Source organism: Cryptosporangium aurantiacum (assembly GCF_900143005.1).
Classification (GTDB): Bacteria; Actinomycetota; Actinomycetes; order Mycobacteriales; family Cryptosporangiaceae; genus Cryptosporangium; species Cryptosporangium aurantiacum.
In genome coordinates this window covers 168,935-192,006 of sequence record NZ_FRCS01000001.1, presented here as the reverse complement: position 1 = coordinate 192,006, position 23,072 = coordinate 168,935, and the positions used below count along the sequence as shown (strand labels likewise).

19 protein-coding genes are annotated in these 23,072 nt (G+C 69.8%); 11 read left to right on the top strand and 8 right to left on the bottom strand.

Annotated features, from left to right (window positions below; genetic code table 11):
* The first annotated feature begins 362 nt into the window (after nt 1-362).
* From urtA to BUB75_RS00745, 8 genes are all read left to right on the top strand, one after another.
* Nucleotides 363-1,658 carry an urea ABC transporter substrate-binding protein gene (gene urtA / locus BUB75_RS00780; protein WP_073250402.1) on the top strand — a complete coding sequence of 432 codons (1,296 nt, stop codon included), beginning with the start codon at nt 363-365 and terminating at the stop codon, nt 1,656-1,658.
* A 79-nt stretch (nt 1,659-1,737) separates the two neighbouring features.
* Nucleotides 1,738-2,622, top strand: a complete 885-nt coding sequence (gene urtB / locus BUB75_RS00775; RefSeq protein WP_073250400.1) for an urea ABC transporter permease subunit UrtB — start codon at nt 1,738-1,740, stop codon at nt 2,620-2,622.
* Complete coding sequence (gene urtC / locus BUB75_RS00770) at nt 2,619-3,713, top strand: urea ABC transporter permease subunit UrtC (protein ID WP_073250397.1); 1,095 nt, start codon at nt 2,619-2,621, stop codon at nt 3,711-3,713. Before urtB ends, urtC begins: the two co-directional genes overlap by 4 nt.
* A gap of 79 nt (nt 3,714-3,792) precedes the next feature.
* On the top strand, nt 3,793-4,596 hold the full coding sequence (gene urtD, locus BUB75_RS00765; protein WP_073250393.1) for an urea ABC transporter ATP-binding protein UrtD: 804 nt from the start codon (nt 3,793-3,795) through the stop codon (nt 4,594-4,596).
* A gap of 1 nt (nt 4,597) precedes the next feature.
* The gene (locus BUB75_RS00760) at nt 4,598-5,281 is read left to right on the top strand and encodes an ATP-binding cassette domain-containing protein (protein ID WP_073250390.1); all 684 of its coding nucleotides are present in this window, start codon (nt 4,598-4,600) and stop codon (nt 5,279-5,281) included.
* 6 nt (nt 5,282-5,287) lie between these two features.
* Nucleotides 5,288-7,051: a purine-cytosine permease family protein gene (locus BUB75_RS00755; protein ID WP_425430856.1), complete on the top strand. Its 1,764-nt coding sequence runs from the start codon at nt 5,288-5,290 to the stop codon at nt 7,049-7,051.
* Entirely contained in the window at nt 7,051-7,617 is a 567-nt protein-coding gene (locus BUB75_RS00750; RefSeq protein WP_073252543.1) for a TetR/AcrR family transcriptional regulator, read from the top strand. The genes BUB75_RS00755 and BUB75_RS00750 overlap by 1 nt, the downstream gene beginning before the upstream one ends.
* A 76-nt stretch (nt 7,618-7,693) precedes the next feature.
* Complete coding sequence (locus BUB75_RS00745; protein ID WP_073250384.1) at nt 7,694-8,257, top strand: TetR/AcrR family transcriptional regulator; 564 nt, start codon at nt 7,694-7,696, stop codon at nt 8,255-8,257.
* Nucleotides 8,258-8,291: 34 nt separating this feature from the next.
* Here the strand turns inward: BUB75_RS00745 and BUB75_RS00740 are convergent, their stop codons facing one another.
* The 8 genes from BUB75_RS00740 to BUB75_RS00705 all read right to left on the bottom strand — a co-directional run bounded on the left by BUB75_RS00740 (nt 8,292) and on the right by BUB75_RS00705 (nt 19,150).
* Nucleotides 8,292-13,313 (bottom strand): NAD-glutamate dehydrogenase, encoded by a 5,022-nt coding sequence (locus BUB75_RS00740; protein WP_073250381.1) that lies wholly within the window; start codon nt 13,311-13,313, stop codon nt 8,292-8,294.
* A 246-nt stretch (nt 13,314-13,559) separates the two neighbouring features.
* The gene (trxA, locus tag BUB75_RS00735; protein WP_073250378.1) at nt 13,560-14,474 is read right to left on the bottom strand and encodes a thioredoxin; all 915 of its coding nucleotides are present in this window, start codon (nt 14,472-14,474) and stop codon (nt 13,560-13,562) included.
* 65 nt (nt 14,475-14,539) lie between these two features.
* Complete coding sequence (locus BUB75_RS00730) at nt 14,540-14,887, bottom strand: DUF3817 domain-containing protein (protein ID WP_143174973.1); 348 nt, start codon at nt 14,885-14,887, stop codon at nt 14,540-14,542.
* Nucleotides 14,888-15,111: 224 nt separating this feature from the next.
* Nucleotides 15,112-15,960: a pentapeptide repeat-containing protein gene (locus tag BUB75_RS00725; protein ID WP_073250372.1), complete on the bottom strand. Its 849-nt coding sequence runs from the start codon at nt 15,958-15,960 to the stop codon at nt 15,112-15,114.
* 11 nt (nt 15,961-15,971) lie between these two features.
* Complete coding sequence (locus BUB75_RS00720) at nt 15,972-16,379, bottom strand: hypothetical protein (protein ID WP_073250369.1); 408 nt, start codon at nt 16,377-16,379, stop codon at nt 15,972-15,974.
* Nucleotides 16,372-16,842 carry a DUF6313 family protein gene (locus tag BUB75_RS00715; protein ID WP_143174972.1) on the bottom strand — a complete coding sequence of 157 codons (471 nt, stop codon included), beginning with the start codon at nt 16,840-16,842 and terminating at the stop codon, nt 16,372-16,374. Before BUB75_RS00715 ends, BUB75_RS00720 begins: the two co-directional genes overlap by 8 nt.
* Before the next feature lie 50 nt (nt 16,843-16,892).
* The gene (gene meaB / locus BUB75_RS00710) at nt 16,893-17,882 is read right to left on the bottom strand and encodes a methylmalonyl Co-A mutase-associated GTPase MeaB (protein WP_218617208.1); all 990 of its coding nucleotides are present in this window, start codon (nt 17,880-17,882) and stop codon (nt 16,893-16,895) included.
* 71 nt (nt 17,883-17,953) lie between these two features.
* The gene (locus BUB75_RS00705) at nt 17,954-19,150 is read right to left on the bottom strand and encodes an acetyl-CoA C-acetyltransferase (RefSeq protein ID WP_073250364.1); all 1,197 of its coding nucleotides are present in this window, start codon (nt 19,148-19,150) and stop codon (nt 17,954-17,956) included.
* A gap of 164 nt (nt 19,151-19,314) precedes the next feature.
* Between BUB75_RS00705 and mce the strand changes: the two genes are divergently transcribed.
* From mce to BUB75_RS00690, 3 genes are all read left to right on the top strand, one after another.
* Nucleotides 19,315-19,743, top strand: coding sequence for a methylmalonyl-CoA epimerase (gene mce, locus BUB75_RS00700; RefSeq protein WP_143174971.1), 429 nt, complete (start codon nt 19,315-19,317; stop codon nt 19,741-19,743).
* A gap of 120 nt (nt 19,744-19,863) precedes the next feature.
* Nucleotides 19,864-21,195, top strand: coding sequence for a crotonyl-CoA carboxylase/reductase (ccrA, locus tag BUB75_RS00695; protein ID WP_073250357.1), 1,332 nt, complete (start codon nt 19,864-19,866; stop codon nt 21,193-21,195).
* A 380-nt stretch (nt 21,196-21,575) separates the two neighbouring features.
* On the top strand, nt 21,576-22,937 hold the full coding sequence (locus BUB75_RS00690) for a coiled-coil domain-containing protein (RefSeq protein WP_073250354.1): 1,362 nt from the start codon (nt 21,576-21,578) through the stop codon (nt 22,935-22,937).
* The last annotated feature ends 135 nt before the right edge of the window (nt 22,938-23,072 follow it).

The window sequence follows — 23,072 nt, the reverse complement described above, 5'->3', positions numbered from 1 at the left end:
GAAAGCCGGTCGGCTCGTCGAGGATCAGCATCTTCGGCCGGTCGGCCGCCCCGCCCTCGCCAATCGCGCGACCACGCCCTGCGCCACCCTGCCTGGCGCGCTCAAAGGGTGTCAGAAGTGTGCCATAGCTACCCCGCCCTCGCGGAGCATGGCAGAACTTTGACATCGATATTCCCTGCAATGGAGCCCTTAACCAGGACATTAGTCCCGCGGCCCTCGCAGTGGCTACAGGGTTGGAACAGCGAAGAAATGTCAGAGTAATGACTCGCGGTCAATCTGCTCTCACCAGCAGCACCCCCACTGCACCGCCGTGCCGGGTTCCCGGCGTCGCGCCCCTTCCCCTAGGAATGGAGCACTCACACATGTCCAACACCAGCAAGCGGCTGCGCACGCTTGTGGCTACGGGCGCCTTCGGGATGGCCGTGGCCCTCGTGCTCGCCGGCTGTGGCGCCCGCGCCGGCGACACGTCCGGAGACGGGTCAGCTTCGGCAGCAAGCTGCGTCGACGCCTCCGGCAGCACCATCAAGCTCGGCTTCCTCAACTCCCTCACCGGCGGCATGGCGATCTCCGAGAAGACCGTCTCCAACGTGCTGCACATGGCCGCCGACGAGATCAACGCCAGCGGCGGAATCCTCGGAAAGAAGATCGAGTACATCCAGGAAGACGGCGCTACCGACTGGCCCACCTTCGCGGAGAAGACCGAGAAGCTGCTCACCCAGGACTGCGTCGCCGCGATCTTCGGCGGCTGGACCTCGTCCTCTCGCAAGGCCGTCAAGCCGGTCGTCGAGAAGCACAACGGCCTCTTCTTCTACCCGGTGCAGTACGAGGGCCTCGAGTCGTCGAAGAACATCTACTACACCGGTGCGACCACCAACCAGCAGATCATCCCGGCGATGGACTTCCTCGCCTCCCGTGGGGTGAAGAAGCTGTTCCTCGCCGGCAGCGACTACGTCTTCCCGCGCACCGCGAACGCGATCATCAAGCTGTACGCGGCCGAGCTCGGCATCAAGATCGTCGGTGAGGAGTACGTACCCCTCGACAAGGACGACTGGACCAGCCAGGTAGCGAAGATCGTGGCCGCCAAACCCGACTTCATCTTCAACACCATCAACGGCTCGTCGAACGTCGGGTTCGTCAAGGCGTACTACGACGCCGGTCTCACCGCCGCGAAGACGCCGATCATCTCCGTATCGATCGCCGAAGAAGAGGCGCCGGCGATGGGCCACGAGGTCACCGGCCACTACGCGTCCTGGAACTACTTCCAGTCGCTCAAGACCCCCACCAACCCGAAGTTCATCCAGAGTTGGAAGGCCTACCCCAACAGCAGCGGTGTCACCTCCGACCCGATGGAGGCGGCCTACATCTCGCTGTACCTGTACAAGTCCCTCGTCGAGAAAGCCGGCTCGTTCGACGTCGACAAGGTGAACGACGCCGCGAAGAAGAACACCATCACGTTCGACGCGCCGGAGGGCACCGTCACGCTCGACGGCGACAACCACCACATCTCCAAGCCGGGCCACATCGGCCGGATCAACAGCAAGAACCAGTTCGACGTCGTCTGGGCCTCCGACAAGTTCATCGAGCCCGACCCGTACCTCAAGGGCTACGACTGGTTCCCGGCGAACATCCGCGATCAGCTCGTGGATGCCGCGGGCTGATCACCCGATCCCCCCTCGGACGCGGGGGTGCGTGTCGGCTACGGCACGCACCCCCACCCCCCGCACAGAGAGAGAGCACGTGGACGCCCTGATCACACCGCTGCTGAACGGCAGCTCACAAGGTGCGCTGCTCCTGCTCGCCGCACTGGGCCTCTCGCTCACCTTCGGCCAGATGGGCGTGATCAACATGGCCCACGGCGAGTTCCTCATGATCGGCGCCTTCACCGCCTACCTCGTCCAGCAGGTCATCGGCGCCACCGACCTGTCGATCCCGGTCGCGCTGCCGGTCGCGTTCGTCGTCGCCGGCCTGTTCGGACTCCTGCTGGAGGTCGCCATCATCCAATGGATGTACCGCAGGCCCCTGGACACCTTGCTCGTCACGGTCGGGGTCAGCCTGATCCTGCAGCAGGCGGCACTACAGATCTTCCCGTCCCAGGGCGTCCCCGTGGAGAAACCCCGCTGGCTCGACGGGCAGCTGAACGTCCTCGGCTATGAGTGGCCGCTGCGGCAACTGTTCACCATCGTGCTCGCGGCCGTCTGCGTCGCCGCACTGGCGGCCTGGCTCAAGTACACCTCGTTCGGTCGCCGCATCCGGGCGACCGTGCACAACCGGGACCTCGCCGAGACCTCGGGGATCGCCACCCGCACCGTCGACCGCCTGACGTTCTTCGTCGGGTCCGGTCTGGCCGGCGTCGCCGGCGTGGCCGCGTCACTCATCGGGGGCACGAACTCCCAGATGGGCACGCAGTACATCATCCCGGCCTTCCTCGTCGTCGTCGCCGGTGGCATCGGCCAGCTCAAGGGCACCATCATCGCCGCGTGGGCGGTGGGCGTCGCCCTCGCGTACTTCGCTGACTGGACGACCGGCAGCTTGGCGCAGGTGCTCGCCTTCATCCTCGTGATCGTCTTCCTGCAGGTGCGCCCGCAGGGCCTGTTCACGGTGCGAACCAGGAGTCTGGCATGAGCAAGTTGAAGCCCTGGCTTTCCCTCGGCGGCATCGGGGTGTTCGCCGTCCTGCTCCTCGCGGTTGCTCCCCTCGTGCTCACCGATCACTGGCTCAACAACCTCGGTAAGTACTGCTGCTGGGCCATCGCCGCCGTCGGAATCGGTCTGGCGTGGGGCCGAGGCGGCATGCTCGTGCTTGGGCAGGGGGTGTTCTTCGCCCTCGGCGCCTACTCGATGGCCATGCACCTCACGCTGGAGAGCGCCGGTGACCGAGTCCCGGGATTCATGGTGCTCTACGATCCGCTCGCGCCGCTCCCGGTGTTCTGGGAGCCGTTCCGCAGCGCGGCGTTCACCCTGCTGGCGATCGTACTGCTCCCGGTGATCGTGGCCGGCCTCCTCGGCTACGCGCTGTTCAAGCGTGGCGTGAAGGGTGCGTATTTCGCGATCCTGACGCAGGCGCTCGCCATCGCCCTGGCCACCCTGATCAGCTCCACGATCCGCGAGACCGGCGGCGACACCGGGCTCAGCGACTTCAAGTACTTCTTCGGCTTCGTGCTGAACGACCCGGCGAACAAGGTCATGGTGTACCTCATCGCCGCCGCGCTCCTCGTCGTGTGCCTGCTCGCGGTGTGGCAGCTCTATCGCAGCCGCTTCGGTGAGCTCCTCGTGGCCACCCGGGACGCCGAGGAGCGCGTCCGCTTCCTCGGCTACGACCCGGCCAACGTCAAGCTCGTCGCCTTTGTCGCCTCCGCGCTGATGGCCAGCATCGGCGGAGCGATGTTCGTGCCGATCGTCGGCATCATCACTCCGGCCGAGATCGGCGCCTCCGCCTCGATCCTCATGATCGCGGGCGTTGCCCTCGGCGGCCGCGCATCGCTGTTCGGCCCCGCGCTCGGCGCGATCGCGGTCGGATGGGGGCAGTCGAGCCTCGGATCGACCTGGCCCGACGGCTGGCCCTACCTCCTCGGCCTGCTGTTCATCGTCGTCATCCTCTTCCTGCCGAAGGGCCTGTCGTCGCTGTCGGCCAAGTTCGCCGCAGCACGCCGGAGGCCCGACGAGCAACCCGCCCCGGCGACCGCTGCCACGGAGCTCGAAAAGGTGATGTCATGACTGTGTATCCCGAGCACCTCCTCCGCTCCGCTCCTCGGTCGCTAGGGCTCCCTACGATGCTCACTTCGGCGGCGCTCTCATGACCGTCGATTCCCTCGTCGTCACGGACCTCCAGGTCGAGTTCTCGGGCTTCGTCGCGGTCGGCGGCGTCTCCTTCGACGCACACCCCGGCGAGGTCCGGTTCCTCATCGGCCCGAACGGCGCCGGCAAGACGACCTGCATCGACGCCGTCACGGGGCTGACCAAGGCCACCGGGTCGGCGAGGCTCGGCGAGAGTGAGCTGCTCGGCCGGCCCGTGCACAAGATCGTCCGGCTCGGCGTCGGCCGCACGTTCCAGACCGCGAGCGTCTTCGACGAGCTCACGGTGCTGCAGAACCTCGACATCGCCGCCGGACTCCGCCGCCGCTCGGCCTCGCTGCTGCGGTCCCGGCGCGGCGTCGACGCGTCGATCGAACGGGCGCTGGAGGAGACCGGCCTCTCCGGCGAGCTCACCCGGCCGGCCGGCGTCCTGTCGCACGGCCAGAAGCAGTGGCTGGAGATCGCGATGTTGCTCGTGCAGGACGCGAAGGTGCTGCTGCTCGACGAGCCCGTCGCCGGCATGAGCCAGGACGAGCGCACCGCGACGGGCGAGCTTCTGCAGCGCCTCGCGGCACAACACGTCCTGCTCGTGGTCGAGCACGACATGGACTTCATGCGCCGCTTCGCCACCCGCGTGACGGTGCTGCACCAAGGCAAGGTGCTCTCGGAGGGCACGGTGGCCGAGGTTCAGGCCGATCCCAGGGTGCAGGAGGTCTACCTCGGCACGGCGGGAGCCGCGACCACGGCCGCCATGTCGGTCGTGCCCGACTCAGTGGCCACGACGCCGAAGGGCGAGGAGGACTGACATGCTCGAGCTCACCGACATCGACGCCGGCTACGGTCGCACGCGGGTGCTGCACGGCGTGACGGTGCCGACCGGGAAGGTCGTGGCCGTGCTCGGCCACAACGGCGCCGGCAAGACGACCCTGCTGCGTCTGGCGATCGGCCTCATCAAGCCGTCGAAGGGCCGCGTGGTGTTCGACGGCGAGGACATCACGTCGCTCCGCCCCAACGAGCGAATAGCTCGCGGTATGGCGTACGTACCGCAGGGTCAGCAGGCCTTCGGCCAGCTGACGACGCTCGAGAATCTGCAGCTCGTCGCGGACGGGCGCCGGGGCGGCAAGGCGCTGGTCGACGCGCAGCTGGCTCGCTTCCCCGCACTGGAGCAGTTCGCCGCCCGGAAGGCGGGCCTGCTCTCGGGCGGGCAGCGCCAGCAACTCGCGATCGCCCGTGCCCTCATCACCGGGCCGAAGCTGCTCATCCTCGACGAGCCGACCGAGGGCATCCAACCCACGATCGTCGCCGAGATCGAGCAGACCATCATCCGGCTGGCCGAAGAGGGCATCAACGTGCTGCTCGTCGAGCAGCACATCGGCTTCGCCCTGGAGGCCGCCGAGCGCTACGTCGTGCTCGCCTCGGGCCTCGTCACACAGACCGGAGAAGGTGGCGCGGCAGCCACCTCCACCGTGCGAGCCGCCATGACGATCTGAGCGGACATGACCGGCGTCCCTGCGCGCAATGCAGTCGTAACACCGGGCAGGGAAGATCCCCCGCGAGGGGATGCCACTGTGTCGACGGACAACGCGCGCGCGGCCGCGGAGGACAGCCTCGAGGACTACGCCTTCCGCTATGTGCCACGCACCTTCCGGCGCTGGAGCGCGGCCTCCGTCGGCGCGACCGCCCTCGGATCCATCGCGTTCCTCGCTGATTTCTCGATCGGCGCGAGCATCGGCATCGACCACGGCACCGCCAACGCCGTGCTCGGCATCCTGTTCGCGTCGGTCATCATCGTCATCGTGGGCGTGCCCGTCGCCTACTACGCCGCCCGCTACAACCTCGACCTCGACCTCATCGCCCGTGGCTCGGGATTCGGCTACTACGGCTCGATCATCACCACCATGGTCTTCGCGGGCTTCACCTGCATCTTCTTCGCTCTGGAAGGCGCCATCATGGCGCAGGGGCTGCAGGTGGCGACGGACATGCCGCTGTGGCTCGGTTATCTCGTCTCGACCGTCGTCGTGATCCCGATCGTCATCTACGGCATGCGCGCGCTGGAGCGCCTGCAGTTCTGGACCACGCCTCTGTGGCTCGCCCTCGCCCTGCTGCCGCTGCTGTGGATCCTCGTCTCCGACCCCGAGGCGGTGCGCGCCTTCACCTCGTTCACCGGCAACTCCGACGGCTCGATCAAGTTGGACGCCGTGGTCTCGAGTGCGGCCGTGTGCTTCGCCCTCACCCCGCAATTAGCGGAGCAGATCGACTACATCCGCGCCATGCCGCCGCGCACGCCGTCGAACACCCGCTCGTGGTGGACGTCGTTCGCGTTCGCCGGCCCTGGCTGGGTCGTCTTCAGCGGCACGAAGCAGGTGATCGGGGTGTTTCTCGCCGTCTACCTCCTCGTGAAGGTCGAACCCACTCTCGGGCACCGCGCGACCGAACCGGTCAAGCAGTTCGTCGTGATGTACCAGACCCTCGTCCCCGACTGGCTCGCGATCGTTCTCGCCCTCGTGCTCATCGTGGTCGCACAGGTGAAGATCAACGTGACGAACGCGTACTCGGGCTCGCTCGCGTGGTCGAACGTCTTCACCCGGATGGCGAAGCACTACCCGGGTCGCACGATCTTCGTACTGTTCAACCTCGTGATCGCCTACGGGCTCATGATGCTGGACGTCTTCACCCTCATCTCCTTCGTGTTGAGCCTCTACGCGAACGTCGTGATGGCGTGGCTCGTCACGATCGCCACCGATATCGCCATCAACAAGTGGGTACTGCGCATCTCGCCGCGCTTCCCCGAATTCCGCCGCGGCATGCTGCACGACTGGAACCCGGTCGGGCTCGTGTCGGTGGGGCTCGCCTCGGTGCTATCGCTGCTCGCGTTCGCCGGGCTGCTCGGCTCGGAAGTCAAGCCGTTCTCGGTGCTCATCGCGATCGGCGTCGCGGTCGTCGCCACGCCGGTCATGGCGCTGGCCACGCGGGGGCGCTACTACCTGCGCCGCCGCACCGACGGCATCGACTCCCCCCGGTTCGACGACGACGGCAACCCCTCGGGCGAGCGGCTCCGCTGCCACGTCACCGGATATACGTTCGAACGGCCGGATATGCTGGCTTCGGCCGAGAGAGGACCGCACGGCGAGGTGCAGTACGTCTCGTCGCTGGCGCTCACGCTCGACGATTCCGATCGATACGTGCTCCCGCCGGAAGTCATCGAACCCCCGCGTTGGGCGGCCGCCCGCAGGGCAGCCGACCGGAGGACGGAGGCGTGATGGAGGAGTCGGTCGACACCGCGACCGCAATTCTCGCGAGCGCCGCGGTGCTGTTGCGCGAACGCACGTTCGACGACATCTCCTACCGTGCCCTCGCCGACGAGGTCGGCATCTCGGAGCGCACGATCTACCGCCAGTACCCCACGCGCGCGCACCTGCTCGCCGCACTCTCGAACTGGATCGAGCAGACCTATTTCCCGCTGCCGCCGTTCGTGACCGTGTCCGATTTCTGCGCCTCCGTCCACGAGCGCTTCCGCGCCTTCGACGCGTCGCCCGCGTACGCGTACGTCGGCGCGCGGGCATCCGCGATCTCGCCGACGCTCGACGTCGAGCCGGCCTACATCACGCGTGCGATCGAGGCGATGCTCGAGGTAGCCGCGCCGACGCTCAACCGACGGGATCGGCGGCGGGTCGCGGCATCCCTGCGCTACTTCTCATCGGCGATGTTCTGGGCGCGACTGCGCACGGGCTTCGAGCTGGATGCCGGCGAGATTTGCGAGGTGTTCGACCGCTCCGTGGGCACCGTGCTCGCGAGGCTGCCCGAAGCGACGTGGGCGGAGCGATGACCGAGCGCAAGCGCTCGGTCCAGCTAGCGCAGTACGCCGCCGGTCACGGCGGCGCCGAGCGCAGCGAGGTGCTGTTGTGACCGTCCCGGCGCTGAGCGGCACGCAAGCGGCGATCCTCGCCGCCTACGCCGAATTGATCGAGGAGGTCGGCAGCGACGACGTGTCGTACCGGGTCATCGCGCGCCGGGCCGGCATCGCCGAGCGCACCGTGTTTCGCAACTATCCGACGCGCGTCGACCTGCTGCTGGCGACCGCAGCGTGGATCGAGGCGACGCTGTTCGCCCGCGAGGAGTCGCAGTCGATCTTCGACATCCCGCTCGCGATCCGCGACGCGATGCACCGGTACGACGCGCGGCCCGAGCTCGCGCACGTCGTTGCCGAGACGGCGATGCGCGGCGTGAGCGGCGCGGCGCCGTCGCCCAGCCGGGCGCAACTCGAGCGGCTGCTGGATGCCGAGGTGCCGTCCCTCGACGCGGCGCAGCGCAGGGCGGTCATCGCGGCGCTGTCGCACCTCGACTCCGTCGGGACCTGGGTGACGTTCCGCCGCGAGTTCGGTATGGACAGGCGTGACATCGCCGACGCCGCCGCGTGGGCGGCGGAGGCGGTGCTCGACACCATCCGCGACCGCGTCGCCCCATAGCGGGGCGGACGAGCCCGGCTCGCGGGGTCGGATCTCAGTCGGAGTGCGCGGACGACGCCCGCACCACCGTCCGGATCTGCCGCAGTACCACCGTCAGCGTCGCCAGATCCGAAGGCGCATCCTCCGCCAACAGCCCCAACGTCGTCAAAGCCCGGCTGATGTTGTCGGCGTTCGCGTCCGCCCAGCGGCTCACCCGCTCGTCGGCCGGGATGTCGCCGGGCACCCGCCGCAGCACCTCCCGCGTGAGGCTGTCCAGCGCGCTGTAGAGGTCGTAGCGCAGCGCCAGCCGCGCCAGCGCCTGCCACCGGTCGATCCGCGGTAGCGCCGAGATCCGGTCGAGCATCTCGTCGACCCGGAACCGCTCGGACAGCGTGTAGTACAGCGTCGCCAGCTCGCGTCCGGACTGCTCGGTGTGGTGCGCCAGCTCCACGACGTCGAGCAGACCGAACCCGTAAAGCGCCGCGGTCACCCGGTCGGCGAGGTCCGCCGGGACACCCTCTTCCGCCAGCTCCGCCGCGAACGACCGGTAGCGCTCGGCTTCCCTGCCGATCATCAGGCTGCCCATCTCGGCGGTCAGCTCGGCCATCCCCGGACGCAACCGGGCGACCTCCGCCTCGACGTCGATCGTCCCGCTGCGACTCTGCAGCAGCCACCGCACGCCCCGGTCGAGCACGCGCCGGGCCTGCACCATCACCGCGATCTGCGCGGTCGCCGGCCGGGACGCGTCGAGCGCGTTCGCGGCCCCCCAGAGCTCACCGAGCCCGAACACGTCCCGCACCACCGCGTATGCCCGGACGACGTCCGCCGGGCTCGCGCCGGTCTCCTCCATCGTGCGGTAGACGAACGAGATCCCGCCGTGGTTGACGACCTCGTTGATCACCGCGGTCGTGATGATCTCCCGGCGCAGCGGGTGGGTCTCGGCGTGGCGCGCGTACTCCTCGCGCAACGGCGTCGGGAAGTAGTTCCGCAGGATCGGGCGGCACCACGGGTCGTCCGGCACGGCGCTGGCGAGGATGTCGTCGGCCAGCACGATCTTCACGTACGCGAGCAGCACCGACAGCTCCGGCGACGTCAGCGCGCCACCGGCTGCCGCACGGGCGTCCGCGGTCTCGTCGTCTGGAAGGAACTCCAAGGCGCGGTTCAGCCGGCCGGACCGCTCCAACTCCGACATCAGCCGCCGGTGCACGCCGAACAGGCGGGGCGCGAGGTGCCGGGCCAGGCCGAGGGCCTCGTTCTGGCTGTAGTTGTCGTGGAGTACCAGCTCGGCGACCTCGTCGGTCATCTCGGCGAGCAGGCTGTTCCGCGCTGCGGTGGTGAGTTCACCCGCGTGCACTGCCTGGTCGAGCAGGATCTTGATGTTGACCTCGTGGTCGGATGTGTCGACGCCCGCGGAGTTGTCGATCGCGTCGGTGTTGACCCGGCCGCCCTCCAGTGCGTACTCGATCCGGCCGCGCTGAGTCAGGCCGAGGTTGCCGCCCTCCCCCACGACCCGGACGCGGAGCTGCCGCCCGTCGACCCGGACCGCGTCGTTGGACTTGTCACCGGCGTCCGCGTGCGTCTCGTCCGACGCCTTGACGTACGTCCCGATGCCGCCGTTCCACAGCAGATCGACGGGCGCGAGCAGGATCGACTTCATCAGCTCTGCCGGGCTGACCCGGGTCACGGTGTCGGCGAGCCCGAGTGCCGTCCGCATCTCCGGCGTCACGTCGATCGCCTTCGCCGTCCGGGGGAAGACCCCGCCGCCCGCCGAGATCAGCGTGCGGTCGTAATCGGCCCAGCTGGAGCGCGGCAGCTCGAACAACCGCCGACGCTCGGCGTAGCTGACCGCAGCGTCCGGCGTCGGGTCGACGAAGATGTGCCGGTGGTCGAACGCGGCCACCAGCCGGATGTGCTCGGAGAGCAGCATGCCGTTGCCGAACACGTCGCCGGACATGTCGCCGACGCCGACGACCGTGAACTCCTCGCTCTGGGTGTCCAGGCCCAGCTCGCGGAAGTGCCGTTTCACCGATTCCCAGGCGCCGCGGGCGGTGATGCCCATCGCCTTGTGGTCGTAGCCCACCGACCCGCCGGACGCGAACGCGTCACCGAGCCAGAAGCCGTACTCGGCCGCGACCTCGTTGGCGATGTCGGAGAACGTCGCGGTGCCCTTGTCGGCGGCGACCACCAGGTAGGAGTCGTCGCCGTCGTGCCGGACGACGTCGACCGGTGGCACCACCGTGTGTCCGTCGCGCAGGTTGTCGGTGACGTCGAGCAGGCCGCGGATGAACGTGCGGTAGCACTCGATGCCCTCGGCCATCAGCGCGTCGCGGTCGCCACCCACCGGCGGGTTCTTCACCACGAACCCGCCCTTGGAGCCCACCGGCACGATCACGGTGTTCTTGACCATCTGCGCCTTGACCAGGCCGAGGATCTCGGTGCGGAAGTCCTCGCGCCGGTCGGACCAGCGCAGGCCACCGCGGGCCACCGCGCCGAACCGCAAGTGGACACCCTCGACGCGCGGCGAGTAGACGAAGATCTCGAACGCCGGGCGCGGCGCCGGAAGGTCGGGCACCGCCCTGGGGTCGATCTTGAAGCTCAGGTACGGCTTGTGCCTGCCGGTCCGGCCGCGCTGGAAGTGGTTCGTGCGCAGCGTCGCGGTGATCAACGTCAGGACGCTGCGCAGGATGCGGTCGGCGTCCAGGCTCTCCACCGCGTCCAGCGCCTCGGTGAGCGTCGTCTTCAGCGTGTCGGAAGCGGCCTCGCGGGCCGCCGCGTCACCCCGGAAGTGCGGGTCGAAGCGGGCCGTGAACAGGTCGACCAACTGCCGCGCGATCGTCGGGTGCTCGGCGAGCACCCGCTCGACGTACTCCTGCGACCAGCGGCTGCCCGCCTGCCGGAGGTACTTCGCGTACGCGCGCAGGACGACGACCTCGTCCCAGGCCAGGCCGGCCGAGACGACGAGCGCGTTGAAGCCGTCCACCTCGCACTCGCCGCGCCAGCAGGCCGCGAACGCGTTCTCCATCGCGGAGTGCACCCGGCGGATGTCCACCGGGCCGGGCGCCGCGAGCGGACCGGACTCGGCGACCGCGCGGCCGACCGGCCCGCCGACGTGCGGCGCGTCGGTGCCCGAGCGGACCCGCAGCCCGAAGTCGTACACCCAGGTCGGTTTGTCGTCGGTGCGCTGCACCCGATACGGACGTTCGTCCACGACCTCGACGCCGAGCGAGTGCAACACCGGCAGGACGTCGGACAGCGCCATCGCGTCGCCGAGCCGGTAGACGGTGAACCGGAGCCCGCGATCGGCGGTGCGGTAGAGGCTGACGCCGAGGTCACCCTCGTCCTCCAGCACCTCGATCCGGGACAGGTCCTCGACGGCCTCGGCGGCCGAGTGCTCGGCCTGGTACGCGGCGGTGAACGCGGTGCCGTAGCGGCGCAGCAGACGGGTGGCCTGCTCCTCGCCGATCTCCCGGCGGATCTCGGCGGCGAACTCGTCGTCCCAGCTGCGGGTGGCGTCCGCGAGCCGCTGCTGGAGCGCGTCGACGTCGATCGGGCCGACCGACGCGCCCGGGTCGGTGCGGACGACGAACTTGACCCGGGCGAGCACGGACTCGGTGACCCGGGTCGTGTAGTCCACGCCGACGCCGTGCAGGGCGTCCATCAGGATGTCCTGCATCCGCAGCCGGTTCTGCGTGGTGTACCGGTCCCGCGGGAGGTAGACGACGCACGAGATGAACCGTCCGTACGCGTCCCGGCGGACGAACAACCGCAGCCGACGCCGCCCGCCGAGCCGCAGCACGGCCATCACCGTGTTGAACAGCTCGCTGGTGGCGATCTGGAACAGCTCGTCGCGCGGGTAGGTCTCGAGGATCTGCAGCAGGTCCTTGCCGGAGTGACTGCTGCGGGACAGCCCGGAGCGCGCCAGCACCTCGTCGACCTTGCGCGAGATCACCGGCAGCGCGCGGACGCTGTCCAGGTAGGCGGCCGACGAGAACAGGCCGAGGAAGCGGCGCTCGCCGGTCACGTTGCCGTCCGCGTCGAACGTCTTGAAGCCCACGTAGTCGAGGTAGGCGGGACGGTGGACGGTGGACCGCGAGTTCGCCTTCGTGATGATCAGCAGGCGCTTCTCGAGGATCTTCGCCCGGACCTCGGACGGCATGTCGGCCAGCCGCCGCGGACGGTTCGGCCCGTCCCGCAGGACGCCGAGCCCGGTGCCAGGCGCCGCGACCAGGCGGCGGTCGTCGCCGTCGCCCTCCAGCCGGTACTCGCGGTAGCCGAGGAACGTGAAGTGGTCGTCGGCCAGCCAGCGCAGCAGCTCCCGCGCGTCGGTGACGTCCTTGTCCGGCACCGGCAGCGTCCGGTGGGTCAGCCCGTCCGCGATCGTCAACGCGCGGGCTCGCATCTCGTCCCAGTCCAGCACCGCGGCCCGGACGTCGGCGAGCACCCGCTGGAGATCGATCTCCAGCCGCTCCTCGGCGCCCCGGTGCGACCGGCGGTCGATCTCGATGTGCATCCACGATTCGACGACCTCGCCGGCGACCGGCGCGTCCGGGTCGCCCACCGGCCGGACCTCGGTCAGCGTGCCCTCGGCGTCACGGACCACGACCATCTGCGGGTGCACCAACAGGTGGACGCCGAGCTCGTGCCGGGCCAGCTCGGCGGTGACCGAGTCGACCAGGAACGGCATGTCGTCGGTCACCAGCTCGATCACCGTATGTCCGCCGCACCAGCCGGCGTCGCCACGAGGAGTGATCACCCGGAGCTTCATCTCGCCGGGCGCTCTGGACGCGCCCAGCCCCCGGTGGGAGGCCGTCGCCGTGACCAGGTCGGCGGGCGAGCGGTGCAGCAGTTCCTCGGCGGGCACGTACCGGAAGTAGACCGGCAGCAGCGCGGCGACCAGCTCGTCGTCGGTGCTCGCTGCAGCCTTCGTGATCAGCGCATCCTTGTGGTTCTCGACCTCGTCCACCGACGCGAGCAGATCACCGTCCGAGGTGGTGGTCGACAGCCCCAGTTGGGGGTCGACGACGGGTTCCAGCCCCGAGTCCTCCGTCTGCCGGGCGGACAGCGCACGCCGCTCCATCTAACGCTCCCTCGGTCGGCCGCGACACTGCGTACCACCGCACAGGCACACGGACGGTGACGCCCGGTTACCCGGCGGTGCCAGCGGTCACCCTAACCCGTCGCCGCTGGGCGGCCCGCCCAGGACGAGCCTGACGGCCGCGCGCAAGGCCTTGAGACCACAGCAAGGTCGAGGCGGCCTTGCGCGCGGACGCCAAACTCATCCTGGGCGGGCTCCAGGTCAGAACATGGCTTCCTTGATTCGGGTTCAGAACAGCGCGCTGGTGAGGTCTCGGCGCGCCTTGTTGACCACCGGGTCGTCCGGCGGTGCGATCGCGAACAGATCGAGCAGGTGGGTCCGCACCCGGTTGCGGTCGTCGCCGGACGTCCGACGCACGAGCTTGATCAGCCGGGCGAACGCCTGCTCGGCGAGCCCGGAGACGAACTCGACGTCGGCGGCCTGCGTCTGGGCGTCCAGGTCGTCCGGCGCGGCGTCGGCCGCGGCCAGCACCGCTCGGCCATCGGTGATGCCTTCCAGCCGGCGCATCAGGCCGATCTGGGCCAGCCCGCTGCTCGCGTTCTGGTCGTTCGGCACCTCGGCGAGCAGGGCCTTGTACGCGGCCTCGGCGCCGTCCAGGTCACCGGCCTGGAGCTTGTCGTCGGCGTCGAGCAGGCGCGGATCGGCGGGCACCTGGGCCTCGCCACCGGCCGCGTTGACGATCGCGGCGAGCCACTGCCGGAGGTTCGCCTCCGGCTGCACGCCGGCGAACGCGTCCACCGGCTGGCCGTTCACGATCGCGAGCACGAACGGAATGCTCTGGACGCGGAAGGCCTGAGCCAGCCGGGGGTTGGCGTCGATGTCGATCTTCGCCAGCACCCAGGCGCCGTCGGCCTCGGCAGCGAGCTTCTCCAGGACCGGGGACAGCTGCTTGCAGGGCTGGCACCATTCGGCCCAGAAGTCGATGACGACCGGGGTCTGCAGCGAGCGCTGAAGGATGTCGTTCTGGAACGTCGCCTCGGTGACGTCGATGACGTGCGGCGAGTTGCCGGTCGGGGCCGGTGTCGGGGCTGCCGCCGGTCCGCCACCGGCAGGCGCAGCCGCGGGCGGAGTGGAGCGCAGAGCGGAAAGGTCGACGGCGCCTGCCAGCGAGGCGGCCGTCATGCGGGGATTCGGCTGTCGCATGCCCCCAGTGTTCCACCTCGCGCGGGGTACTCAGCCCCTGCCCGGCCGACGGCGGGCTCGCGCGGTCAGACGCCCGCCGGGTCCAACGTCCGCTCGGAGGCCTTCTTGACCGCCCAGCGCTCGAAGAACAGCGTCCCGAACGGCGGGATCGAGGCGAGCAGGCCGACGAACGTCGCGCGCAGGCTCCAGCCGGCCACCGGCCGGGTGAGCAGCACCGCGACCAGGTAGAGGATGAACAGCGCGCCGTGGATCGGGCCGAAGATCTTGACGCCGATCTCGTTCTCGACGATCAGGTACTTGAAAACCATGCCGATCAGCAGGCCGGTCCAGGAGAGCGCTTCGGCCAGTGCCGCGAGGCGGAAGAGCCGGAACGTGGTGCTGGTAGGGGTGTTCGACACCGGAGCTCCACTCATACTGACGACGTGTCCTGCCGACACAGCGTAGACGAGTCCGGCTGGTGCTCGGCGCGGAGGGGGCCCACCGATTCACGCGGAACCGGCCCGTAAGCGGTCCTTACACCCCCGTTTCCCGTCACCCGCAGGGCGCGGGGTGGCGCGGGCGCCGCGGGACGCGGAGCGCTGCGGGGTGGCGCGGGGCGCCGCGGGACGCGGAGCGCTGCGGGGCGCGGGGGCCGGGCTCAGGCGGGGACGCGGGTGCGGGTGGTCGCGCCGGGGCGGACCCGGTAGGTGTCCGGGCCGATCTGCTCGGAGCGAGCCCGAATGCTCGCGGCGAGCGCGCCGGGCCACCGCGTGTCGGCCGACCAGACGACGCCGGAGAGGTCGGCGTCGGTGAGATCGGCCTCGGACAGGACCGCGCCGGTGAGCACCGCACCGGTCAGGTCGGCACCGCGCAGCTCGGCACCCGCGAGAACCGCCTGGTCGAGGACGGCACGGCGGAGGTTCGCCTCGGTGAGCGTCGCCCGGTTGAGCGAGGCCGTCGTCAGGTCGGCGCCCGGTAGCGTCGCGCCGTCGAACCGTGCGCGGTCGGCGTCGGCGCCCGCGAGGTGGGCCATGCCGAGGTCGGCTTCGCGCAGGTCGGCGCCCGCGAGGTCGGCCGCCACCAGGTCGGTGCGGCGCAGCTGGGCGCGGACCAGGTCGGCGTCGGCGAGCCGGGCGGAGCGCAGGTTGGCCGCCCGCAGGTTCGCCGCCCGGAGGACGGCGCCACGGAGGTCGGCGCGCGCCAGACAGGTCTCCCGCAGATCGACGCCGGCCAGCTCGGCCTTCTCCAGCTGGGCGTCCCGCAGGTCGGCGCCGCGCAGGTCGGTTCCGTCCAGACGACCGGCGCGCAGGTCGGCGTCGGAGGGGAGCAGGCGGACGTCGAGCGCCGTGCCCACTTCGATTACGGCCGTCGCCACTTGTTGGTCGACCCAGCCCTGCCGGGCGTCGGGGAAAGCGGCGTCGAACAGGTCGCGGCTCAGCTCGCGGAAGCTACCCCGAAGGTGCACAGGGTCGACGTCGGACACACCTGGCCAGTCGTCGTATCCCATTGTGGCCTCCTCTAGTGGGAGCTCACCATCGCGGGCTGCGGGCAGATGGGGCACCGTCCCTGGCGCGCCATCTTGTTCAAGAGTAGCGCGGATGCGCGAACCGCTCGACGGATCGCGAGTTCTCCGGACACATTGGGTTTCACGATATCGGTGTCGAGCACCCGCGCGACCACGACTTCCCAGTGCGCCTGGGCGGTTCGCCAGCCGATGTCGCGGTTGCCGTTGCGGGCACTCCGGACGGCCGCGGCCGGTGTGACGTCCGCTCCATGGTGGATCTTGACGAACATCGGCACGAACTCGCTCGGCACACCGGGCCAGCCGGACGTCGGCGGCGGCGCGAGAAACCCGCGGCGGGCGCCGTTCGGGGCCGCATCCTCCGTCGCAGCCAGCTCCCACAGCAGTGGGATCAGCTCACTCATCGTCGAGTTCCCGCAGGATGTCGCGGAGATCGTCCTTGGTGATCATCTGCGGGAAGGACTCCGACAGCGAGCGTGAGCGGCGGGAGGCGATCGAGTCGCTCACGACGTAACCGGCGACCGCACCGGCCACACCGGGCATGACCAGCCAGCCGGCCACCGAGAGGAACCAGGCCAGGACCGGCGCCTTCGTCTCGGCAGGCGACTCGATGCCGAGGCTGACGTCGTACGCGTCCCGCCAGCCGACGACGAACCCGGTGACGACGTAGAGCACCGCGAGCGCCAGCAGTACCGGCAGCCCGCGGAACAGCATCCAGTACCGGAGATTTCGTTGGTGCCCGCGTGAACGCCACCATCTGCGCAGCAGATCACGCCGCCGCTCGTGCGCGACGGCGGGAACCGGGAGGGGGAAGTCCGCCGGTAAGTCGGCGTCGCCAGGCTGGGCGTACCCCGGTGACCGAGCCATACGCTCAAACTACGGGTTGGAGCCCATCGCGCGCCGCTCAGTAGTTCACATCACGCGGACGCTTCCGGCCCTGCTTCGCGGAGGAGGGTGTCGGCCGCGCCGTAGGGGTCGAGTTTCCCGTCGGCGACCTGGTCGGCGAGGGTGTCCAGCGCCGCTCCCCCGCGTAGGTCACCGATCCGTGCCCGCACGGCCTCCAGCGCGATCGCCTCCACCTCCCGGGCCGCCCGCTCGCGACGCCGGACCCGCAGCCCGCCGGTGCGCTCCAGCCAGGCGCGGTGCGCGTCGATGGCCGCCAGCACGTCGTCGATACCTTCGTTCCGCGCCGCGACGGACTTGACGATCGGGGGCCGCCAGCGGTCGGCGTCGGCGTAGTGACCGGCCAGCCCCAGCATGCCCTGCAGGTCCCGCACGGTCGACTGCGCTCCGTCGCGGTCGGCCTTGTTGACGACGAACACGTCGGCGACCTCCAGGATCCCGGCCTTCGCCGCCTGGATCCCGTCCCCCATCCCCGGCGCGAGCAGCACGAGCGTCGTGTCGGCCAGCGATGCGATCTCGATCTCCGCCTGTCCGACACCGACGGTCTCCACCAGGACGACGTCGAACCCGGCACCGTCGAGCACCCGGATCGCCTGCGGGGTACCCCAGGACAGTCCACCGAGGTGCCCGCGGGAGGCCATCGACCGGATGAACACACCGGAGTCGGTGGCGTGATCCTGCATCCGGACCCGGTCACCGAGCAGCGCGCCCCCGGAGAACGGCGACGACGGGTCGACGGCCAGGACGCCGACCCGCAACCCACGCGCTCGCACGGCGCCGACCAGCGCGTTGGTGCTGGTCGACTTCCCGACCCCCGGTGAACCGGTCAGCCCGACGACGTACGCGTGGCCGGTGTGCGGAGCGAGCGTCGCCGCGACCTCCCGCAGCGCGGGGTTGGCGTCCTCGACCATCGTCACCAGCCGGGCGACCGCGCGCGGCGATCCCTCGCGCGCCTGCGCGACGAGCGTCCCGACGTCCGCACCCCGACGGCTCGCCAACGTCACGCCCTCCTTCGTTCGGGTACGACACCGGGCCGCGGCGTCGTAGGACGACCGCGGCCCGGGAGAACTGTTGATCAGGCCTTCGGCACGCGCACGATGAGCGCGTCACCCTGGCCACCGCCGCCGCAGAGGGCGGCCGCGCCGACACCGCCGCCGCGGCGCTGCAGCTCCAGCGCCAGGTGCAGCGCGATCCGCGCACCGGACATCCCGATCGGGTGGCCCAGCGCGATCGCCCCGCCGTTGACGTTGACCTTGGCGTCGATCTCGTCCTCGGACAGCCCCAGCGCACGCGCCGAGTGGACCCCGACCGCGGCGAACGCCTCGTTGATCTCGATCAGGTCCAGGTCGGCGACCGTCAGACCTTCCTTACCCAGCGCGTGCTGGATCGCGTTCGCCGGCTGCGGCAGCAGCGAGTTGTCCGGCCCCGCGACGTTGCCGTGCGCGCCGATCTCGGCGATCCAGGTCAGCCCGAGCTCCTCGGCCTTGGCCTTGCTCATCACGACGACCGCGGCCGCACCGTCAGAGATCTGCGAGGAGGACCCCGCGGTGATCGTCCCGGCCTTGTCGAACGCCGGGCGCAGCTTCGCCAGGCTCTCGGTCGTGGTGTCGGGGCGGATGCCCTCGTCCGCGCTGAACACGATCGGGTCGCCCTTGCGCTGCGGGATCTCCACCGCCGCGATCTCGGCGTCGAACACCCCGTTCTTCGCCGCCGCCGCCGCGCGCTGGTGGCTGCGCGCACTGAACGCGTCCTGGTCGGCGCGGGACAGACCCGCCTGACCGGCGAACTTCTCGGTGGACTCACCCATCGCGATGTGCTCGAACGAGTCGGTCAACCCGTCCCACGCCATCGAGTCGAGCACCTCGATCGAGCCGTACTTGTACCCGGCGCGCGACTTCGGCAGCAGGTGCGGCGCGTTCGTCATCGACTCCTGGCCACCGGCCACGACGATGTCGAACTCACCGGCCCGGATCAGCTGGTCGGCCAGCGCGATCGCGTCGACGCCCGACAGGCAGACCTTGTTGATCGTGATCGCCGGAACCGTCAGCGGGATGCCCGCCTTGACCGCGGCCGGACGCGCCGGGTTCTGGCCGGCGCCCGCCTGCAGCACCTGCCCCATGATCACGTACTGCACCTGCTCGGGGGAGACCCCGGCGCGCTCGAGCGCGGCCTTGATCGCCACGCCGCCGAGATCGGCTGCGGAGAAATCCTTCAACGAGCCTTGGAGCCGTCCCATGGGGGTACGTGCACCGCTGACGATCACGGAAGTCATTGGGACGCCTCCGAAAAGTGTTAATTACGGGGATGTCACGTCACCATACCGATGAGTAGCTTCAATCGTGCCGTGAGAGAGGCCACAGCCATCCGCGGATGGCTCACGTACCTTCAGCGGCCACTATGCGGGCAACATTCCGTGCCGCTCGAAGGGGAGTAACGATGGCCATTCGCCGGATCGACCACGTCGGTATCGCCGTTCCGGATCTGGACGAGGCACTCGCGTTCTACCGCGACAAGTTCGGCCTGATCTCCGAACACGAAGAGGTGAACGAGGAGCAGGGCGTCCGGGAGGCCATGCTGGTGCCCGCCGACGGTGACCCGACGAGCGGACGGGTGCAGCTGCTGGCCCCGCTCCGTCCCGACTCGGCGATCGGCAAGTTCCTGGACCGATCCGGACCCGGCATCCAGCAGATGGCGTACACGGTCGACGACATCGAGAAGACCAGCGAGGAGCTGCGAGCCAAGGGGCTGCGCCTGCTCTACGACGCCCCGCGGCGCGGCACGGCCGGTTCGCGGATCAACTTCGTCCACCCGAAGGACGCTGGCGGCGTCCTCGTCGAGCTGGTGGAACCCGGCCCAGGCCACTGACCAGGGGCACTGACCAGGGCTCGCCGGATGGAGTGGGTCACAGGACGGTCTTCTGAATCATTACTGGTGGGTAACATCGGCCACCCCAAGCCCCGCAGGACGATCTGGAGGCGCCGACCCGTGAAGCAGATTCTCGACGCGATCCTTGCCGATGAGCTGGATGCCGTAGGCGCGCTGGAGGTGCCCGAGTCCTACCGCGGTGTCGTGGTCCGCAAGGACGAGGTAGACATGTTCGCCGGGCGGTCCACCCGCGACAAGGACCCCCGGGAGTCGCTGCACGTCCAGGAGATCGCCACCCCGGAGCTCGGCCCCGGTGAGGCGCTGGTGGCCGTGATGGCCTCCGCGGTCAACTACAACACCGTCTGGACGTCGATCTTCGAACCGGTGTCCACGTTCGGGTTCCTCGAGCGGTACGGCCGGCTCTCGCCGCTGACCAAGCGGCACGACCTGCCCTACCACGTGGTCGGCTCCGACCTGGCCGGCGTCGTGCTGCGTACCGGTCCCGGCGTGAACCGGTGGAAAGTCGGCGACGAGGTCGTCGCCCACTGCCTCTCGGTCGAGCTGGAGAGCCACGAGGGTCACGACGACACGATGCTCGACCCCGAGCAGCGCATCTGGGGCTTCGAGACGAACTTCGGCGGGCTCGCCGATCTGGCGCTGGTCAAGGCCAACCAGCTGATGCCGAAGCCGACCCACCTGTCCTGGGAGGAGGCCGCTTCCCCGGGTCTGGTCAACTCGACCGCGTACCGGCAGCTGGTGAGCAACAACGGCGCCGGCATGAAGCTCGGCGACACCGTGCTCATCTGGGGCGCGTCCGGCGGTCTCGGCTCGTACGCCACCCAGTTGGCGCTGGCCTCCGGCGCGACCCCGGTCTGCGTCGTGTCCAGCCCGGACAAGGCCGACATCGTCCGCTCGATGGGTGCGGACCTGGTGATCGATCGGAACGCCGAGGGTTACCAGTTCTGGAAGGACGAGAACACCCAGGATCCGCGGGAGTGGCGCCGCTTCGGCGCGCGGATCCGGGAACTGACCGGCGGTAAGGACCCGGACATCGTGTTCGAACACCCGGGCCGAGAGACTTTCGGCGCGAGTGTGTTCGTGGCCCGGAAGGGCGGCACGATCGTTACCTGTGCCTCGACGTCCGGTTATCTGCATCAGTTCGACAACCGTTACCTCTGGATGAACCTGAAGCGCATTATCGGGTCGCATTTCGCGAACTACCGCGAGGCCTACCTCGCAAATGACCTGATTGCTTCCGGACGTATTCATCCGACGCTCTCGAAGGTCTACCCGCTCGAGCAGACGGGGCAGGCGGCCTTCGACGTCCACCGGAACCTTCACCAGGGGAAGGTCGGCGTGCTCTGCCTCGCGCCGGAGGAGGGTCTCGGCGTGCGGGACGAGGAAAAGCGGAGCCGGCACATCGACGCGATCAACCGGTTCCGCGCGCGCTGATCGATGAGGCTTGTCCAGGCACGGTGCGCCGTGCCTGGACAGGTCTCCTGGGGGCCGTGACGGGCGCCGTGGGGGCCGCCCGTCACGGCCGCCGCACCGCGGCTGCCCGGCGGCCGCGCCGCCGCACGGCTTCCGCCCGGCCGCCGCACGGCTTCCCCGCGCCTGGCGACTGGGGGCATTGCGTCGATTCAATCGCGGCGAGGCGTCCAGAAAACACCACGCACAGTGAGCGGAAACGCATGAGGCACCCGCGCACTGGGGTGTTCTGCTGAGTCGCGGATCAGCCGAACCGCCGTACGGTGTGTCGCTTGGGATTTTCGCGTCGAATGTGAGAGAGGGTTCGCTAGATGCGGCCATCAGGGTCTGCGATAGTGGGCGACATGCAGCCGACCCCCACCGAGAACAACCTCTCGTTCTTCGACTCTTCGAACACCGATCCGGGCTTCACCATCGCGCTGCGCGGGTACGACCGGCACCAGGTGAACGAGCACCTTCAGCGGCTCAACACCGAGCTGACCCAGAACCAGGGCGCCAAGTCCGAGGCCGAGCAGAAGCTCGCTGAGGCCCAGCACCGGGTTCGCGCGGTCGAGCAGCAGCTCACCGCGCTGCAGCAGCAGATGCGCAGCCAGCAGAAGCAGCTCCAGGAGAACTCGAAGCCGACGCTCTCCGGCCTCGGTACCCGGGTCGAGCAGCTGCTGCGGCTCGCCGAGGAGCAGGCGAACGAGCACCGCACCGAGGCCGAGAAGAAGGCCGAGGAGACGCTGTCGGCTGCTCGCCTCCAGGCCCGCGAACTGACCGAGAAGGCGCGTGCCGAGGCGCAGGCGGTCAAGGTCGCCGCCGAGCGCGACGCGGCCGGGGTCAAGGAGGGCGCCGAGCGCGAGGCGTCCGAGATCCGCAACGAGGTCAACCGCGAGGTCGAGGTCAACCGCGCCACCGCAGACCGCGAGGTCCGGCAGGCGCGCACGACCGCCGACCACGAGGTGGCCGAGCTCAAGGCGCGGGTGCACCGCGAGGTGGCTCAGCTGCAGGCCACCGCCGAGCGGGAAGCCACTCAGCTGCGGGCCGCGGCGAAGCAGGAGACCGAGCAGCTCCGCAACAAGGTCAAGGCGGAGACCGAGCAGCTGCGCACCACCGTGCGGCAGGAGACCGAGCAGCTGCGCAGCGAGGCCACCCGCGAGGCCGAGCAGAAGCGGGGCGAGGCGAGCCGCATCCTGGCCGAGGCGCGCGAGAAGCGCGACAACGACCTGCAGGAGCTCGAGCTCCAGCTGGCCGAGCGGCGCGAGCGGGCCGAGCAGGAGGAGTCCCAGCGGCACGCGGCTGCGGTCGCCGAGACCCAGAAGCTGGTCGGCGAGGCCGAGCAGCGCGCCCGGGTCGCCGAGACCCGTGCCCGCGAGGTCGAGGCGCACACCGAGTCTCGTCGTAAGGCGGCCGAGGCTCAGGCCAAGGACATCGTCGAGAAGGCTCGTGCGCTCGCCGACAAGACCGTCAGCGAGGCGCGTGCCGAGTCCGAGCGTCTGATGTCGGACGCCAAGGCGAACGCCGAGCACAACACGACCCAGGCCAAGCGCCAGGTCGCCGAGCTCACCTCGCAGCGGGACGCGATCACCACGCAGCTCGGTCAGCTGCGCGAGATGCTGGCCGGCCTGGTCGGCGGCGGCGCGGCGGCGGCCACGGTGGCGAAGGCCGCCGAGGTGGCCAAGGCCGAGCCGGTCGAGGCGCCGAGCGCGAACGGGCGAGGCTGATCAATCACAGTGTTCTCCGAGGCCGGACCACGCCGAAGTGGCCCGGCACCGGGCGGTGGCTGCACACCCCGACGGTGGGTTGACCCGGTGTACGCACCGGGTCACCACCCGTTCGGATGGTGCGGAGTCCGAGGC